A 15,546-nucleotide genomic window follows, 5' to 3' on the forward strand; every position below is an offset into this window, starting at 1 on the left:
CTTTTTACGATAAACAGCAAAACAATGCGAATCACTACGAGGGACAGGCTGCCCAAAAGAGGTACATAGTAGGTTCGGGCAGCCCAAAAGGGGGATGGGAGTCCCAAAATGCCACAAGCATCGATTCCCAAGCTTCGGGACTGGGAGACGCTGCTGCCCCATGCAGCGTCTCCCTCTTTTCCCGGCCCTTCCGAGCATTCCCAGCGGACCGGCCAGCGGGTCCGAATCGCCACGTCAAGAGTAGGACCCGGTTTACAGAAATGCCGAAGCGCTGTGCCGCACCCCAACGATCGCCCCTGAAATGGCTGCGGCGGCGTGCCGGGCTCTGTCTCGTATTGCTGCTCGTCGCGGCTTGCCTGGCCGGAGTCGATGAGGCCCACGCCCAGAACCGTGCCATCCAGAGCGTCATCGTCGAACAGAACAGGGTCATCCAGGAGTTCCGCCCGCCGCTGGAGATGCAGCGCCGGATCGCGCTTTCCGTGCCCCTGGAGCGGCGCAGCCTGGTCGACCTGCCGGAAGCGGCCTTCCGCCTGACCCGGGTCGAAATCAGCGGTGCCGAATTCCTGACGCGCGACGACCTGGCACCGCTTTGGCAGCCTCTGCTCGAGCAGAACATCGGGCGCAGAGACATCGAGGCGCTGATCGAGTCGATCGAGCGCTACTACCGCGAGTCCGATGTCTATGCCCGCGCCCTGGTCACCTCCTGGAACACGGACAACGGCGTGCTCAGCATCGAGGTGTTCGAGGGCTATCTGGAAGAGGTGAGGATCGAGAGCGAGATTCCCGACATCACCGAACGCCTGCAACCTTACATCGACCGGATGGTCGGCCAGGTGCCCTTGCGGGTGTCCCAGTTGGAGCGGCAACTGCTGCTGATCGCCGATCTGGAAGGGATCGACGTCGATGCGCTGCTGGAGCAGGTGCCCGAGCGTGTGGGGGCCGGGCGCCTGACTCTGGTGATCTCACGCATTCCCAGCTCGGCTGTCACGCAGCTCGACAACCTCACCAACGAGGATTCCGGCCCGCTGCAGCTCACCCTCGTGGGCACGGGTCTCAACCTGCTCGACCAGTTCGAGCAGAGCATGCTGGTGGGTGTCGTCAACCCGATCACCCCGCGGCGCTTCCGCCTGGGCCAGTTCACTCAGAGCTACCCTTTGGGCACGCACGGGCTCAGCGCCGGCTACAGCCTGACCTACGTCCGCTCTGCCCCCGGCGGCGATGCGCGCAAGCAGGACCTGCAGGTTGACAGCCGTGTGGGGACGCTCTGGCTGAAATACCCTTTCCTGCGCCGCATTCAGCACAACCTGATCGGCCAGGTGGAACTCACCGGGCAGAACGACAACATCCGTGCCGGGTCGCTCGAGGTGGTGGATGATCGCAAGCGCTGGCTGAGCGTCAGCGCCAGCTACGACCGCAGTCTGACGCGCGGCGGCCTGCTGGCCCGCCTGAACGTCTCCCAGGGCCTGAACGCGCTCGGTGCCACGGCGGCCGACGACCCCATGAGCGCGCGCTTCAAGGGCCGCCCCGATTTCAGTCTCGTCTCCAGCGACCTGAACATCAGTCATGGATTGACGGACACCCTCCGCGCGGACTTCGGTGCCCGCGGCCAGGTGGCGCTGACCCGCCTGCCCTCGGCCGCGCGCCTGTCAGTCGGCAGCGACAGCCTCGGCCGCGGCTTTGCGGCCGCCTCACTCTCCGGCGACAGCGGCGTCACCAGTTCACTGACCCTGGTACACGACCTCGCCTCGCACAGCGACGCGCTGTCCGGCTTCTCCGCCTTCGCCTTCGGCGACCACGCCTGGCTGCGCAACCAGATGGACGACATGGATTTCCGCTCGGCCCATGTCACGGCGGTGGGCGTCGGCATCACCTATCAGAACTACCTGCAGGTCGGCATCTCGACCCCGGCCTACAGCAGCCGCCACATCGACGACCTCGGGACCCGCGCCTTCTTCAAGCTGAGCTATCAATTCTGATCAGCCGACGATCCAGAGCAGGATCAGCGGCATGGGCAGGGTGCCGGCCAGAACCACGGGCAAGGCCCAGCGCAGCAGTCGGCCCTCCTGACCCACGCACTGCGTCACGGTTGCCGCCAGAACCACCCGCCCGGGCGAAGCCAGGGTGGCATTGGCGGCGGCCGCGTTCTGGGCAGCGGCAACGGCATCGCTGGGAAAGGCCAGCGCCTGGGCCGAGCTGACCTGGAACTGCATGAACATGGCATTGGCGCCGGCGTTGCTGGCGGTGAGAAAGCCACCCAATGCGCCGATGAAGGGCATCAGCAACAGCATGTTGGCGCCTAGCGCCGCGGCGATGCGCTCCGCCAGGGCGGCGATCATGCCGGCATCGAACATCACCTGCGCCATGCAGAGAAAGCCGGCCACCGCCAGGGTTGCCACCGCCCACTGCCGCAGCGCCTGCTCCGACAGGCGCACCACCTCCCGGCCGCTCAGGGAGAGGGCGAAGACGCCTGTGGCCGCGCCCAGCAGCATCCAGAAGCCCGGATGATGCAAAAGCGGCAGCGCGAAGCCCAGCCGCTCCACCTCGAACACCAGCAGGCCGCTGCTCAGTTCCCGCAGTGCGGGCCAGAGCCGGGTGAGCAGCAAGCCCAGCAGAAGTACCGAGACCGGCAGCAGGGCGCGGGCAAGCGCACCTGGAGGCTTCCGTTCCTCCGGCTGTGTCGCTGAGTCACGCCGTGCCACTGGGGCACGCCGCCCGCTGAGCAGACCCAGGAGCGTCACGGCCAATCCGGCCAGAATGCCCGCCAACTCCACCCCGACCCATAGCGAGGCGAGCCAGAGTACAGCGCACAGCAGTCCGGCATAGGCCAGAAGCTGGAGCGCGCGCTTGGGCAGCGGGCGCCACTGCCCGCCCACCACCATGGCCAAGGCCCCGCATAACAGTATGAAGGGCCACGACAGCGCGACCCCCAGGGTGCCCAGGACACCTGCCGGCACACCCGACAGCTCACTGCCCAGGATGGTGCCAATCGCCAGCGCGCCCCAGGGCACCGCACACTGCCCAAGGAGGGCCAGGAAGGCCGCACGCATCGGCGTGAAGCCCAGGGCCAGGAACAGCGGCGCGCAAACCACGATCCCGATGCCGAAACCGGTGGCCGACTCGAAGAAGACCGACACACCCAGCACCAGCGTGAAGAGGCGGTGCGCCGGATCGGGTATGGCCCGGGCGACAGCGGCCGAGAGGGTCTCCAGCGCCCCGCCCGCACGCATCACCTGATAGAGCAGCACGCCGCCGAGCAGGACGTAGGCGACCACCAGGGTGGTAAGCGCGCCGCGCAGCACCGCATCGAGCAGAGCCGTAGGCATCAGTCGGAACTGTGCCAGCGCCAGGGCAAGCACGATCGCCGTCAACAGGCCGAGCAATCCGGCGCGGGTGGCTGACTGGCGGGCAAACAGCAGGGCGCCGGCGGACAGCAGCACCGGCGAAGCCGCCAGCAGCAGCGTCATGTCGGAAGGCTGCCCAATCCTCGCCGCCGCGTCTCGCTTGGGTTCTCACCGAAGGCCAGGCGATACTGGCGGCTGAAGTGCCCCTGCTGCTGAAAGCCGCAAGACAGGCTGATCTCCGTGACCGACAGCGCGGAGTGGGCCAGAAGACGCCGCGCCTTCTGCAGGCGGCGCTCCAGGTAGTACTTCTTCGCCGTGGTCTTGATCTGGCTGCGGAACAGCCGCTCCAACTGGCGCGTGGAGATGTCCACGGCTTCGGCCAGATCCCGGATCGCCAGGGGCTCCTCCAGGTTCTCTTCCATCAACTCCACGACCTTGCGCAGGCGCGGATGGGAAATGCGCAGCCGGATCGACAGCGGCAGGGGCCCGCGCGCGCCATGTTCCTGTTCGCGCAGATAGAGGAAGTAGTCGGAGACCTGGTCGGCCAGGGCGGGCCCGAAGTCCCGCTCGATGAACTGCAGCATCATCTCGAAGGCCGCCGTACCGCCCGAGCAGGTGATGATGTTGCCGTCCACCAGGAAGGAATCGGGGCGTACATCGATTTCCGGATAGCTCTCGACGAAACCGTCAAGGCAGGTCCAATGGATGACGCTGCGCCGGTTGGTCAGCAGCCCCGCCTTGGCGAGCACGAATGTCGCATCGCCCAGCGCGCCCACCACGATGCCGCTGCGCGCCGCGCGGCGCAGCCAGGCCTGTAGGGCCTCGTCGGTGAAGCGATGCGCCTGCAGGCCGGAGCAGACGAGGATCAGGTCGTAGCCCTTGGGGTCGGGTGGCAGGGCCTGCACCTCGAAACCGATGCCGCAGGACGCCTCGGCGCGCGGTCCCGTTGCCGCGAACAGGTCCCAGGTGTAGGCCTCATGCCCCAGAAAGCGGTTGGCCGCGCGCAGGGGTTCGATGGCCGAACTGAATGGGAGCAGTGCAAACTCGGGCAAAAGCACCAGGGCGATCCGCCGCTTGGTCGTGTGCGACTCTTCCGTACGAGCTGTTTGGGTGGCCGTGGTCATAATGCCCCAAGCTTCTGGCGAGCGGGGGTTAAAGGCAAGGCCCCGCAACCGTCACTGACGGTGGCGAATGAAAGCGGCCGCTCACCGCCGCGCGCCTGGACTGGCGGTGCCTGCGCTGCCGCCTACTTTCCGAAGAAGCGAAGCAGCGCGTCCGCCGTGCGATCCGGCGCCTCTTCGGGCAGGAAATGGCCGCAGCCTGCGAAGCCCTTGCCCTCCACCTGTTCGGCCCAGCGGCGCCAGACATCCAGCGGCGATTCGCCGCCATGACCAAGATAGTCTCGCCCCCAAAGCACCAGTACCGGACAGGTGATCTTGCGCCCCACCTCGTGATCCTGGCGGTCATGCTCGCGGTCCAGCGTGGCGCCGGCGCGATAGTCCTCGCAGGTGGCCGCGATCACCGCCGGGTCGCGGAAATGCGTCAGGCAGTCCTCGAGCGCGGCGGGATCGAGGGCGGTCACATCCCCGGCCCAGCGCTCCAGCAGGTGGCGGAGATAGAAGTCCGGATCCGAACCGATCAGCCGTTCCGGCACCGGCGCGGGCACGGCCAGGAAGGGCCAGTGGTAGGTGGCGAGCGCGCCGTCCGCGTCCATTGCCTCCCAGACCTCCAGCGTCGGGATCACATCGAGGCTGGCATATCGCGTAACCCGTTCCGGGTGATCCAGGCAGAGGCGGTAGCCGACGCGCGCACCCCGGTCGTGCCCTGCCACGCCGAAGTTTTCGAAGCCGAGACGCTCCATCACCGCCACCATGTCGCCGGCCATGGCGCGCTTCGAATAGTGGCGATGCGCCGGATCGGGCGCGGGGCCCCGGCTGCGGCCGTAACCCCGCAGGTCGGGCATGACCAGCGTGAAGCGCTCCGCCAACCTCGGCGCAATACGGTTCCAGATGGCATGAGTTTGCGGATAGCCGTGGAGCAATAGGAGGGGCGGTCCGGAGCCGCCGCTGCGCAGGTAGATCTCTGCCTCGTCTAGTTCGATCCGGTGTTCCTGAAAGGTGTCCAACATGACCACGATCCTTCTACACCTGTGCCCTGCGTGGGTGGGAGATGGGATAGCCAGGAAGATCTGTAGCACAGGAAGCGATTGCTCGGGGGCCCGCCAAGCATTGCAAAGGCGGAGCCAGCCTCCATCGAAGCCCGCCCTGCGACGAATTGTCAGACACCTTGCCTTGCCGTCACGCCGGTCGAGGGGCAAGCTTGCCGGCACGCGGCGCGGCGATCGCACGGCAGGAAAGGAGCGCGACCTTGAGCGAGATTCAGTTGGCCCGGGAGCCGGGCGGCGTGGTGGTGGTGACACTGAACCGGCCGGAACGGCGCAACTGCCTCACGCTCGCGCTCTGGCGCCAACTGGCCGAACTCTATCGCGGCTTTGCCCACGACCCCGAAGTCCGCTGCGTCATCCTGACCGGCGCCGGCGGGCAGTTCTGTGCCGGCGCCGACATCTCGGAGTTCCCCAAGGTCCGCGCCACGCCGGAGCAGGCCGAGGCCTATGCCGAGGCGGTGGACGAAGCCAACGATGCCATGCTGGACCTGCCCCAGCCGACCATCGCCGCCATCGCTGGCTATTGCGTGGGCGGCGGCTGCGGCCTCGCCGTGGCGAACGACTTTCGCATCGCCGAGTCCAACGCGATCTTCTCGGTTCCGGCCGCCCGGCTGGGGATCGTCTATGGCGTCAAGGAAACCCGCAATCTGCTCAATGTCGTCGGGCTGACAAACGCCAAGCGCATCCTCTTCGCCGCCGAGCGGCTACCGGCGGGACAGGCGCAGGAAATGGGCCTGGTGGACGATTTGGTGGAGATCGACGCCCTGGCTTCGGCACGTGAGTTGGCCGGGCGACTGGCCCGCAACGCCCCCCTGTCCATTGCCGGAGCGAAGGCCATCCTGGGCCAACTGTCCGACGGCACCGGGGAGCTGGACGAAGCGGTGATCGATGCCGTGCAGCGACGGGCGATGGAGAGCGAGGACTATCGCGAAGCGGTTCAGGCCTTCGCCGAGAAACGCCAGCCCCGCTTCCAGGGTCGCTGATCCAGCGCTGCAGCGAAGTCCGGCCTATCCAGCGTCGAGCACCGTCCCGCTTTCGGAGATGTCATAGCCGCCCAGCGCCTTGGCCTTGGCGGCAAAGGCCGGCGTGCGGATGAACGCGAATAGCGCCTGCAACGGTGGCTGAAAGTAGGCCCGCCGGCGAATCGCGAGATCGAAGCGCTCATGGACGAGCGGCACGAACCCCAGCCGATAACGCGTCGCGACCGAGGCAATGGCAAGGCCGCAGTCCGCCTCACCGTCCGCCACGAAGGTGGCCACATCGCTCTCGGTCAGGGCCGCTCCATCCAGGGTGTGCAGGCTATCGAGCGTCACCCCGGCCTCCGAAAGCAAATGCAGCAGCAGCCTTTGCGCGCCCGCCCCGCTCTGCCGCAGCACCAACCGCCCTTTGCATTGGGCCAGATCGCTCAGCGACTGGATGTTCAGCGGGTTGCCGGGCGCCACCACCAGGCCCTGCTGCCGCCAGGCCCAGTGCAGTAGCACGGCGTCGTAGAGGCCGCCGGCCTCGCGCAGGGCGGGGAGGTTGTACTCGCCGCTGTCCGGATCGCGCAGATGCATCGCCGCAGCCATGGCCTCGCCGCGCGCCAGGCGCGCGAGCCCCTCCCCGCTGCCCTCAGACAGGATGGCCAACCCGGAGCCGGATTCCCGGAGAGCCCATTCCAGGAGCGGATCGCTGCTTCCGGCCACGATGGGCGGCGGCTCGCTCAGGTCGGGCCCCTCCATCGCCACCTCGCGCTCGATCCACATGTCGATCAGGCGCCGGGGAAACAGCAATTTCCCGCTGACTCGCGAGCAGGGAATGCTCTTGCGACGGACGAGATCGTACACCGTGCGCTCCCCGAGCCGAAGGTACTCGGCGACCTCTGCCGTGGTCATCAACTCCGGTGACTGCTGCATCGCTCCCGCAACATCCTGCATGGATTCCATTCTTGGCTTAATCATAGAGAATTCGCATACTGCCTGCAAAGGACGGAGAGGGATGGAGCAGGAAAACGCCTTCCTGGCCGCGTGGCGGCTCATCGTGGAACTGGATCCGGCACTCGTGCAGATCGTCGCGCTGTCGCTGCGCGTTAGCCTGACGGCCGTGCTGCTTGCATCGCTCGTGGGACTGCCGATTGGGGCGGCGCTGGCGATCTACCGGTTCCGCGGCAGGGGCGCGGCCATTGTGATGTTCAATGCCTTGATGGGCCTGCCGCCGGTGGTCGCAGGGCTGGTGGTCTATCTGCTGCTGTCGCGCGCGGGGCCCCTCGGCGGGCTCGGACTGCTGTTCACACCCGGCGCCATGATCATCGCGCAGACGCTGCTGATCCTGCCCATCGTCGTCTCCCTCACCCGCCAGGTCATCGAGGACCTCTGGCAGGAGTACGAGGAGCAGTTGCGCTCGCTCGGCTCCGGCACCGCCCGTGCCATCCCCACCCTGCTCTGGGATGCGCGCTTCAGCCTGATCACTTCCGTCCTGGCGGGTTTCGGGCGCGCGAGCGCCGAGGTGGGCGCGGTGCTGATCGTCGGCGGCAACATCGCCGGCTACACCCGGACCATGACCACCGCCATCGCACTGGAAACCGCCCGCGGGGATCTGGCCCTGGCCCTGGGCCTTGGCATCCTGCTGATCGTTTTGACGCTGCTGCTCAACACGCTGGCCTATGGAACCGGGCGCCTTGCACAGCGCACCACAGGATAGGGCGATGCACGGACTCCCGAGCATTCTCCCCCTAAGGCTGGAAGCGGTCGGCTACGTGATCCGCGGCAAGTCGCTGCTATCCGACCTCTCCCTGGACATCACCGCCGGACGGCGCACCCTTGTGCTCGGCCCCAATGGCGCCGGCAAGAGCCTGACCCTGCGCCTTTGCCACGGCCTGCTCCAGCCCACGAACGGACGCGTTGCGTGGCTGGGCGCCGGAGCCAGGTCGCCGCGGCGCCGTCACGCCATGGTTTTCCAGCGCCCGGTGATGCTGCGCCGTTCCGCCTTGGCCAACATTACCCACGCCCTGTCGCTTCAGGGGATCGGCCGCGAGCAGCGGGTGGAGCAGGCAGTGGCAGCCCTGCGGCATTTCGGCCTCGAAGCCCTGGCGGACCGTCCGGCTCGGGTTCTGTCCGGTGGCGAGCAGCAGCGCCTTGCCATGGCCCGCGCCTGGGCCCTGCGGCCCGAGGTACTCTTCCTCGATGAACCTTGCGCCGCGCTCGACCCTGGTGCCACCCGCACCATCGAGGACATGATCCAGGCCTTTCACCGTGCCGGCGTGACCATCGTGATGACCACCCACGACCTGGGCCAGGCCCGCCGCCTCGCCGACGAGGTGATCTTCCTCCACCACGGTCGACTGCTAGAGCAGACACCGGCGACCGAATTCTTCCAACAGCCTCGCAGCGAGGCTGCAGACGCCTTCATGAAAGGAGAACTGCTATGGTGAGGTGTGCAGAATCGCGATCTCTGCCACAACCCCCCGCCATTGCGAGCCGCTTGCACCGCTGCACGGCGATTGATCTGGGAAGAACCCTTCACCACAACCGTCATTGCGAGGAGGCGCAGCCGACGCGGCAATCCAGGGCTGTCGGGCAGCGGCCCTGGACTGCCGCGCTCCCTGCGGTCGCTCGCAGTGACGGCGGTTTTGGCCTTGCCATCTGCCCTGGATGGCTTCGCTGCGCTCGCCATGACGGAGGACGCGAAGGACGCGTCGCCGCAGCCGCTGTCGTTACACTCGCGGGATTGGCCTCATTCGCCCTGGGCAGCACTCAGGCTCTCGCGCAGGAAGTGTTCATCACCGTTGCCTCCACCACCTCGACCGAGCAGTCCGGACTTTTCGGTCACATTCTGCCGCTCTTCGAAAAGGAAACCGGCATCGAAGTCCGGGTGATCGCCCAGGGCACCGGCCAGGCGCTGGAAACCGGGCGGCGCGGCGACGCCGATGTGATCTTCGTCCACGCCAAGGCTGCCGAGGAGGCGTTCGTCTCCGGAGGCTATGGCGTCGAGCGTTTCGAGGTCATGTACAATGACTTCGTCGTGGTCGGGCCGAACAGCGATCCGGCCGGCATCGCGGGCTCTGACGACGTGGTGGAAGCCTTCTCAACCATCGCCGGGAACGAGAGCACCTTCGCGTCCCGCGGCGACGATTCCGGCACCCACAAGGCCGAGCTGGCGCTGTGGGGCATGGCCGCTGTCGAGCCGGGCGGAAGCTGGTATCGGGAAACCGGTTCCGGCATGGGGCCGACGCTGAACACCGCTGCCCAGATGCCGGCCTACGCCCTGGCCGATCGCGGCACCTGGATCAGCTTCCAGAACCGCGGCGACCTGGAAATCGCCGTCAAGGGCGATAACCGCCTGTTCAACCAGTACGGCGTCATCCTGGTGAACCCCGAGATGCACGAACACGTGAAGGCCGAGGAGGGCCAAGCCTTCATCGACTGGCTGGTGTCGCCCGAGGGCCAGGACGCGATCGCGTCCTACAAGCTGGACGGCGAGCAGCTCTTCTACCCCAACGCGGGACAAGGGAGCTCCTGACCGCCAGTTCTTGCATATCCAGTTCTTGCATATATGGGCGGCACGCAACTTGCCTTGACCCCGTGCCGACCAAGAGACAGGTATCCTCGAAACCTGTGAGGATCTGTCTTGCCTGCGCTCTATGCCATCAGCGACCTGCACGCTGCCATCGAAAGCAATCGCAATGCCATCGCTGAATTGGGCGATCATCCGCAGGACTGGCTGATCGTTGCCGGCGACGTCGCCGAGCGGCCGGATTCCCTGTGGGATGTGCTGGAAGCGCTCTGCGCGCGCTTTGCCAAGGTGATCTGGACCCCCGGCAACCACGAGCTCTGGACCCTGCGCGACGACCAGGGCAGCATCGGCGGCGAAGCCAAGTATGAGCTCATGGTGGAAACGGCGCGCGCCGCCGGGGCGGTTACGCCGGAAGACCCCTTTCCGCGCTGGACCGGACCCGGGGGTGAGTGCGTGATCGCGCCGCTGTTCCTTCTGTACGACTACAGCTTCCGGCCCTCAGACGTCGCCCTGGAGGGGGTGGTGGACTGGGCTGCCGAAGAGCGTTCGGTCTGTTCCGACGAAGTGCTGCTGTCGCCGGAGCCGCACCCTTCGCGCCAGGCCTGGTGTGCGGAGCGCATCAACCGCACGGCCGCGCGCCTCGAGCGGGAAGTGCCGGCGCACCTGCCGACCATCCTGGTGAACCACTATCCGCTGCGCCAGGAGTTCGTCTATCTGCCGCGCATCCCGCGTTTCGCCCCCTGGTGCGGCACACGGGCCACCGAGACCTGGCATCGGCGCTATCGCGCGCTCGCCTGCATCAGCGGTCACCTGCACATCCGCCGCACCGACTGGCGCGACGGCACGCGCTTCGAGGAGGTCTCGCTGGGCTACCCCAAGCAGTGGCGCCAGAGCGAGGGCCTGAAGCCCTACCTGCGGGAAATCCTGCCCGGCCCACCGCCACCGGCCGAGGAACCGGGCACGATCTTCCACGGGCACTGACGCATCAGCGGTCCGGAAGGTCCTGCAGCAGGCGCCAGCGCAGGGGCGGCGGACCGGCCGGCTCCCGCTGGCTCACCGCGACGATGAAGCCCTCGGGCAGGTGGCGCTGCTCGAAGTGCCAGGCCTTGGCATCATCATCCACGGACGGAGTGAAGCTGAGGCGAAAGGGATCGAGGTCGAAGGCGAAGGAGTCCAGCGGCATGCGCAGGCCGATACCGCTGCCCTTGAGGTAGGCCTCCTTCAGGGTCCAGATCCGGAAGAAGCGGTCCCAGCGCTCGCTCTCGTCCGGATGCTCGAGCTGCGCCACCTCACTGGGCGCGAAGAGCCTGCGTCCGACCTCCGCCGCCGTTCGCCGGTCTCGGCTTTCCACATCGACCCCGATGGCCGGGCGGCGCCCCACCACGCAGGCGACGCAGCCGCGGGTGTGGGAGATGTTGAAGAAGAGCTGATCCGCCTGTCCCGGCTGCAGCTCCGGCTTGCCCCCGGGGCCGGGGCGAAAGCGCCAGTCGCGCGGGTCGCGCGGCGCGGCGGCGCTGAGGAGGACCCGCAGCAGACCGTGGGCGAAGCGGTAGTCGCGGCGATCGCGCTCGAAGGCGAAGCGTGCGGCGCGGGCCTGCTCCTCGGCGCCCAGCAGGCCCGCCATGGCCATTTCCCGGTCGAACGCGAGCCTGCTGGTGGGCAAGACCCAGACCTCTGCCTCCACCTTCTCCAGCGCCGCTCCTTGCATCCCCTTGCCTTCCACCTCCATATCCCAAGACATGCCCTGCACGGGCCGTGTCCAAACAAGCTCAGGCTACACCTATCGGGCCGGCTCTGCTAAACCCGCTCAGACGCTCGCACAAGCAAGGCACCTAGAATCTAAAGAACGAGGAAGACGCAAGACATGTCCGACGTCCATCGCAACCTCATCAACGGCGAGTGGATTGATGCCACCAACGCCCGCAAGAACATCAATCCCTCGAACACCGACGACGTGGTCGGCCTCTACGCTTCGGCCACGACCGACGAGACGCAGCAGGCCATCGCCGCCGCCAAGGCTGCAGCCCCGGCCTGGGGAACCTCCTCGATCCAGCAGCGCCACGACATCCTGAAGGCCGCTTCGGACGAGATCCTCGCCCGCAAGGCAGAGCTCGGCCGCCTGCTCGCCCGCGAAGAGGGCAAGACGCTGGCCGAGGGCATCGGCGAGGCAGCACGTGCCGGGCAGATCTTCGGCTTCTTCGCCGGCGAATGCCTGCGCCTGTCCGGCGAGATGCTCGACAGCGTGCGGCCCGGCGTCTCGGTCACTATGACCCGCGAGCCCATGGGCGTGGTCGGCATCATCACCCCCTGGAACTTCCCGATCGCGATTCCTGCCTGGAAGATCGCGCCGGCCCTGGCCTACGGCAACACGGTGGTGTTCAAGCCGGCCGACCTGGTGCCAGGCTGCGCCTGGGCACTGGTGGACATCCTGCAGCGCGCGGGCCTGCCGGCGGGTGTGCTGAACCTCGTCATGGGCAAGGGCTCGGTGGTGGGCCAGGCCATCCTGGACCACGACGACATCGACGCCGTGACCTTCACCGGCTCGGTCGGCACCGGCAAGCGTGTCGCCGCCGCCTGCGCCGAGAAGATGCGCAAGGTCCAGCTCGAGATGGGCGGCAAGAACCCGCTGGTGGTCCTCGATGACGCCGACCTCAAGTCGGCGGTCGAGGCCGCCGTCAATGGAGCCTTCTTCTCCACCGGCCAGCGCTGCACCGCCTCCTCCCGCCTGGTGGTCACGGAGGGCATCCATGACCGCTTCGTCGATGCGGTCACCGAGCGGCTCCAGGGCCTGGTGGTGGACGATGCCCTCAAGGACGGCACCCACATCGGCCCGGTGGTCGACGAGCGCCAGCTGGAGCAGGATCTTTCCTACATCGACGTTGGCCGCCAGGAAGGCGCGAAGCTGCATTGGGGCGGCGAGCGCCTGAACCGGGCCACTCCGGGCTTCTATCTGCAGCCGGCGCTTTTCACCGAGACCAAGAACGACATGCGGATCAACCGGGAAGAAATCTTCGGCCCGGTCGGGACTGTCATCAAGGTCGCGGACTACGACGAGGCCCTGGCCGTTGCCAACGACACCAGCTTCGGCCTCTCGTCGGGCATCTGCACCGGCAGCCTGAAGTACGCGAGCCACTTCCGCCGCCATTCCCAGGCCGGCATGGTGATGGTCAACCTGCCAACGGCGGGCGTTGACTACCACGTGCCCTTCGGCGGCCGGAAAGGCTCCTCGCTCGGCGCGCGCGAGCAGGGTCGCTACGCCGCCGAGTTCTACACCACGGTCAAGACCAGCTACACCCTGCCGCTCTGACCGGCGTTACCGTCCCGGCCGCAGTCTTTTCCTGCGGCCGGGGCAACATCTCTCTATCGCGGCACGAAGGTCACAAGCACGATGGCGAAAGCACGGATTTTCATCGACGGCGAAGCCGGAACCACCGGACTGCAGATCCGCGGCCGGCTGGAACAGCGCCCCGACATTGAGCTTCTCACCATCGACCCGGAGCTGCGCAAGGACACCGCCGAACGCCGGCGTCTCCTCAATGCCGCCGATCTGGTGGTGCTGTGCCTGCCCGATGATGCAGCACGAGACTCCGTGGCCATGATCGAGCGCCCCGGCGTGAAGGTGCTGGACGCCTCCACCGCCCATCGCATCTCCGATGGCTGGGCCTACGGCTTTCCCGAGATGACGCGCGAACAGCAGGCGGTCGTCGCCGAGGCCGAACGCGTGGCCAACCCCGGCTGCTACCCCACCGGAGCGATCGCGCTGCTGCGCCCGCTCACCGATGCCGGCCTGCTGCCGGGCGACTATCCCGTGGCCGTTCACGGCGTCTCCGGCTACAGCGGCGGTGGCCGGCAGTTGATCGAGTCCTTCGAGGGACGCGGCGACACGCCCACGCAGGAAAACTACCGCCTCTACGCCCTGGGACTGGCCCACAAGCATCTGCCGGAAATGCAGCGCTACGCCGGGCTGGCGCACAAGCCTCTATTCTTCCCGGCGGTCGGACGCTTTCGCCAGGGCATGCTGGTGCAGGTGCCGCTGCAGCTCTGGTCCCTGCCGAAACGGGCGAGCGGCCGCGACATCCATGCGATCCTGGCCGAGCACTATGAGGGCCAGCGCCACGTCCGCGTTCAGCCGCTCACCGACTCACCGCCCACCGGCCTGGAGCCGGAAGCGCTCAACGACAGCAACGACATGGAGCTGTTTGTCTTCGGCAACGAGGACAATGAGCAGGCGCTGCTGGTGGCCCGCCTGGACAATCTGGGCAAGGGCGCATCCGGCGCGGCGGTGCAGAATCTGGAGCTGATGCTGGCTCTGCGCTGACGTCTGCCCTTCCCGCTTTTGAATAGCTGACGCTGCCGCTCTCGACGTTTTCTTACATTCGATCACGGTCGAGCGCGTTGACCGCTGCAAAAAAATGGTATGCAATCCTGCCCTGGCGTAGATCGCGCCGCAGGAGGACGGAACAATCCGCCCCTGTTTTCTGGGAGGAAAACAATGACCCGCTGGAAGTATCTCGTTCCCGCTGTCGCCTTCGGCCTGCTGGCCGGTTTCTCGACACAAGAGAGCGAGGCCCAAGGCCTCGACATGCAGTTCGGCACCACCAGCCCGCCGGGCAACATGCAATCCATGTCCGCCGAGGAGTTTGCCCGGCGCGTCAATGAGAAGCTGGGCGATGCCGGAGCCGTGACCGTCTATACCGACAGCCAGCTCGGCAGTGACCGGGAGATGTTGCAGAAGCTGAAACTCGGCACCCAGGACATGTCCCAGCCTTCTACGATCATGTCGACCATCGTGCCGGAGTTTGGCCTCTTCGACTTGCCATACCTCGTGGCCTCGCGCGAGCACATGCGCTGCATCGGCGAGGAAATCGTCTGGCCCGAACTGGCGCCCAAGGTGGAAGAAGCCGGCTACAAGCTCATCGGCATCTGGGAAAACGGATTCCGCCACATCTCCAACAATGTCCGCCCCATCAACACCCCAGAGGATCTCGATGGCGTGAAACTGCGCGTGCCGCAGGGTGTGTGGCGTGTGCGCATGTTCGAGGCCTACGGCGCCAACCCGACGCCGATGGCTTTCTCCGAGGTCTTCGTCGGCCTGCAGACCGGCGTCATCGACGGCCAGGAAAACCCCTACTCCAACATCTACGCCGGTCGTTTCCAGGAGGTGCAGACCTACCTGACCGAAACCCGGCACGTCTACACGCCGAGCTTCCCGGCAGCCAGCCTGCGGCGCTTCGAGAGCTACCCGGAAGAGGTGCAGGAAGCGCTGCTTGAAGCCGGTCGCGAAACCCAGGACTGGACCTACGAGGAAGCGGCAGATCTGGAAGAGAAAACCAAGCAACAGCTCCTCGACGCCGGCATGGAGTTCAATGTCTCCGATCGCGAGGCCTTCGTCGCCGGTTCCCAGTCGGTTTACGACACTTTCGCCGAGGAGGTTCCCGGCGGGGCGGAATTGATCGAGCGCGCCCTGGCTCTGGCCGACGGCTGCTGATCGCGTTGCCCCCGCTGCGGCGCGTGATCCGTTCCGCAGCGGGGGCAGCCCATCGACACCAC

At 66.8% G+C, this 15,546-nt stretch carries 14 protein-coding genes; 9 read left to right on the plus strand and 5 right to left on the minus strand.

Features of this window, described 5'->3' with window-relative positions; all coding sequences use genetic code 11:
- Positions 1-260 precede the first annotated feature (260 nt).
- Positions 261-1,976, plus strand: coding sequence for a ShlB/FhaC/HecB family hemolysin secretion/activation protein (locus ABZ720_RS10100; RefSeq protein ID WP_366555393.1), 1,716 nt, complete (start codon positions 261-263; stop codon positions 1,974-1,976).
- Here the strand turns inward: ABZ720_RS10100 and ABZ720_RS10105 are convergent, their stop codons facing one another.
- From ABZ720_RS10105 to ABZ720_RS10115, 3 genes are all read right to left on the minus strand, one after another.
- Positions 1,977-3,464, minus strand: coding sequence for an L-lactate permease (locus tag ABZ720_RS10105; protein ID WP_366555394.1), 1,488 nt, complete (start codon positions 3,462-3,464; stop codon positions 1,977-1,979).
- Positions 3,461-4,465, minus strand: a complete 1,005-nt coding sequence (locus ABZ720_RS10110; protein WP_366555395.1) for a GlxA family transcriptional regulator — start codon at positions 4,463-4,465, stop codon at positions 3,461-3,463. Before ABZ720_RS10110 ends, ABZ720_RS10105 begins: the two co-directional genes overlap by 4 nt.
- A gap of 122 nt (positions 4,466-4,587) precedes the next feature.
- Positions 4,588-5,469 carry an alpha/beta fold hydrolase gene (locus tag ABZ720_RS10115; protein WP_366555396.1) on the minus strand — a complete coding sequence of 294 codons (882 nt, stop codon included), beginning with the start codon at positions 5,467-5,469 and terminating at the stop codon, positions 4,588-4,590.
- Positions 5,470-5,708: 239 nt separating this feature from the next.
- On the opposite strand from ABZ720_RS10115, the gene ABZ720_RS10120 reads away from it, so the two are divergent.
- Positions 5,709-6,488 carry an enoyl-CoA hydratase-related protein gene (locus tag ABZ720_RS10120; RefSeq protein ID WP_366555397.1) on the plus strand — a complete coding sequence of 260 codons (780 nt, stop codon included), beginning with the start codon at positions 5,709-5,711 and terminating at the stop codon, positions 6,486-6,488.
- 24 nt (positions 6,489-6,512) lie between these two features.
- Here ABZ720_RS10120 and ABZ720_RS10125 read toward each other — a convergent pair whose 3' ends face one another.
- Complete coding sequence (locus tag ABZ720_RS10125; RefSeq protein WP_366555398.1) at positions 6,513-7,400, minus strand: substrate-binding domain-containing protein; 888 nt, start codon at positions 7,398-7,400, stop codon at positions 6,513-6,515.
- Positions 7,401-7,482: 82 nt separating this feature from the next.
- Here ABZ720_RS10125 and ABZ720_RS10130 point away from each other — a divergent pair, with 82 nt between their 5' ends.
- The 4 genes from ABZ720_RS10130 (at position 7,483) to ABZ720_RS10145 (ending at position 10,977) form a co-directional block, all read left to right on the plus strand.
- On the plus strand, positions 7,483-8,184 hold the full coding sequence (locus ABZ720_RS10130) for an ABC transporter permease (RefSeq protein WP_366555399.1): 702 nt from the start codon (positions 7,483-7,485) through the stop codon (positions 8,182-8,184).
- Between the two features lie 4 nt (positions 8,185-8,188).
- Entirely contained in the window at positions 8,189-8,914 is a 726-nt protein-coding gene (locus ABZ720_RS10135) for an ATP-binding cassette domain-containing protein (RefSeq protein WP_366555400.1), read from the plus strand.
- Positions 8,915-9,210: 296 nt separating this feature from the next.
- Complete coding sequence (locus tag ABZ720_RS10140; RefSeq protein WP_366555401.1) at positions 9,211-10,002, plus strand: ABC transporter substrate-binding protein; 792 nt, start codon at positions 9,211-9,213, stop codon at positions 10,000-10,002.
- Between the two features lie 108 nt (positions 10,003-10,110).
- Complete coding sequence (locus tag ABZ720_RS10145) at positions 10,111-10,977, plus strand: metallophosphoesterase family protein (RefSeq protein WP_366555402.1); 867 nt, start codon at positions 10,111-10,113, stop codon at positions 10,975-10,977.
- 4 nt (positions 10,978-10,981) lie between these two features.
- Here the strand turns inward: ABZ720_RS10145 and ABZ720_RS10150 are convergent, their stop codons facing one another.
- On the minus strand, positions 10,982-11,737 hold the full coding sequence (locus tag ABZ720_RS10150; protein ID WP_366555477.1) for a 4'-phosphopantetheinyl transferase family protein: 756 nt from the start codon (positions 11,735-11,737) through the stop codon (positions 10,982-10,984).
- A gap of 123 nt (positions 11,738-11,860) precedes the next feature.
- Here ABZ720_RS10150 and ABZ720_RS10155 point away from each other — a divergent pair, with 123 nt between their 5' ends.
- The 3 genes from ABZ720_RS10155 (at position 11,861) to ABZ720_RS10165 (ending at position 15,484) form a co-directional block, all read left to right on the plus strand.
- On the plus strand, positions 11,861-13,303 hold the full coding sequence (locus tag ABZ720_RS10155; RefSeq protein WP_366555403.1) for an aldehyde dehydrogenase family protein: 1,443 nt from the start codon (positions 11,861-11,863) through the stop codon (positions 13,301-13,303).
- Between the two features lie 81 nt (positions 13,304-13,384).
- A complete protein-coding gene (gene argC, locus ABZ720_RS10160) occupies positions 13,385-14,314 on the plus strand; it encodes an N-acetyl-gamma-glutamyl-phosphate reductase (protein WP_366555404.1) in 930 nt (309 codons plus the stop codon).
- Between the two features lie 174 nt (positions 14,315-14,488).
- On the plus strand, positions 14,489-15,484 hold the full coding sequence (locus ABZ720_RS10165; RefSeq protein ID WP_366555405.1) for a TRAP transporter substrate-binding protein: 996 nt from the start codon (positions 14,489-14,491) through the stop codon (positions 15,482-15,484).
- The last annotated feature ends 62 nt before the right edge of the window (positions 15,485-15,546 follow it).

The organism is Aquibaculum sediminis (assembly GCF_040712085.1).
GTDB lineage: Bacteria > Pseudomonadota > Alphaproteobacteria > Kiloniellales > DSM-21159 > Aquibaculum > Aquibaculum sediminis.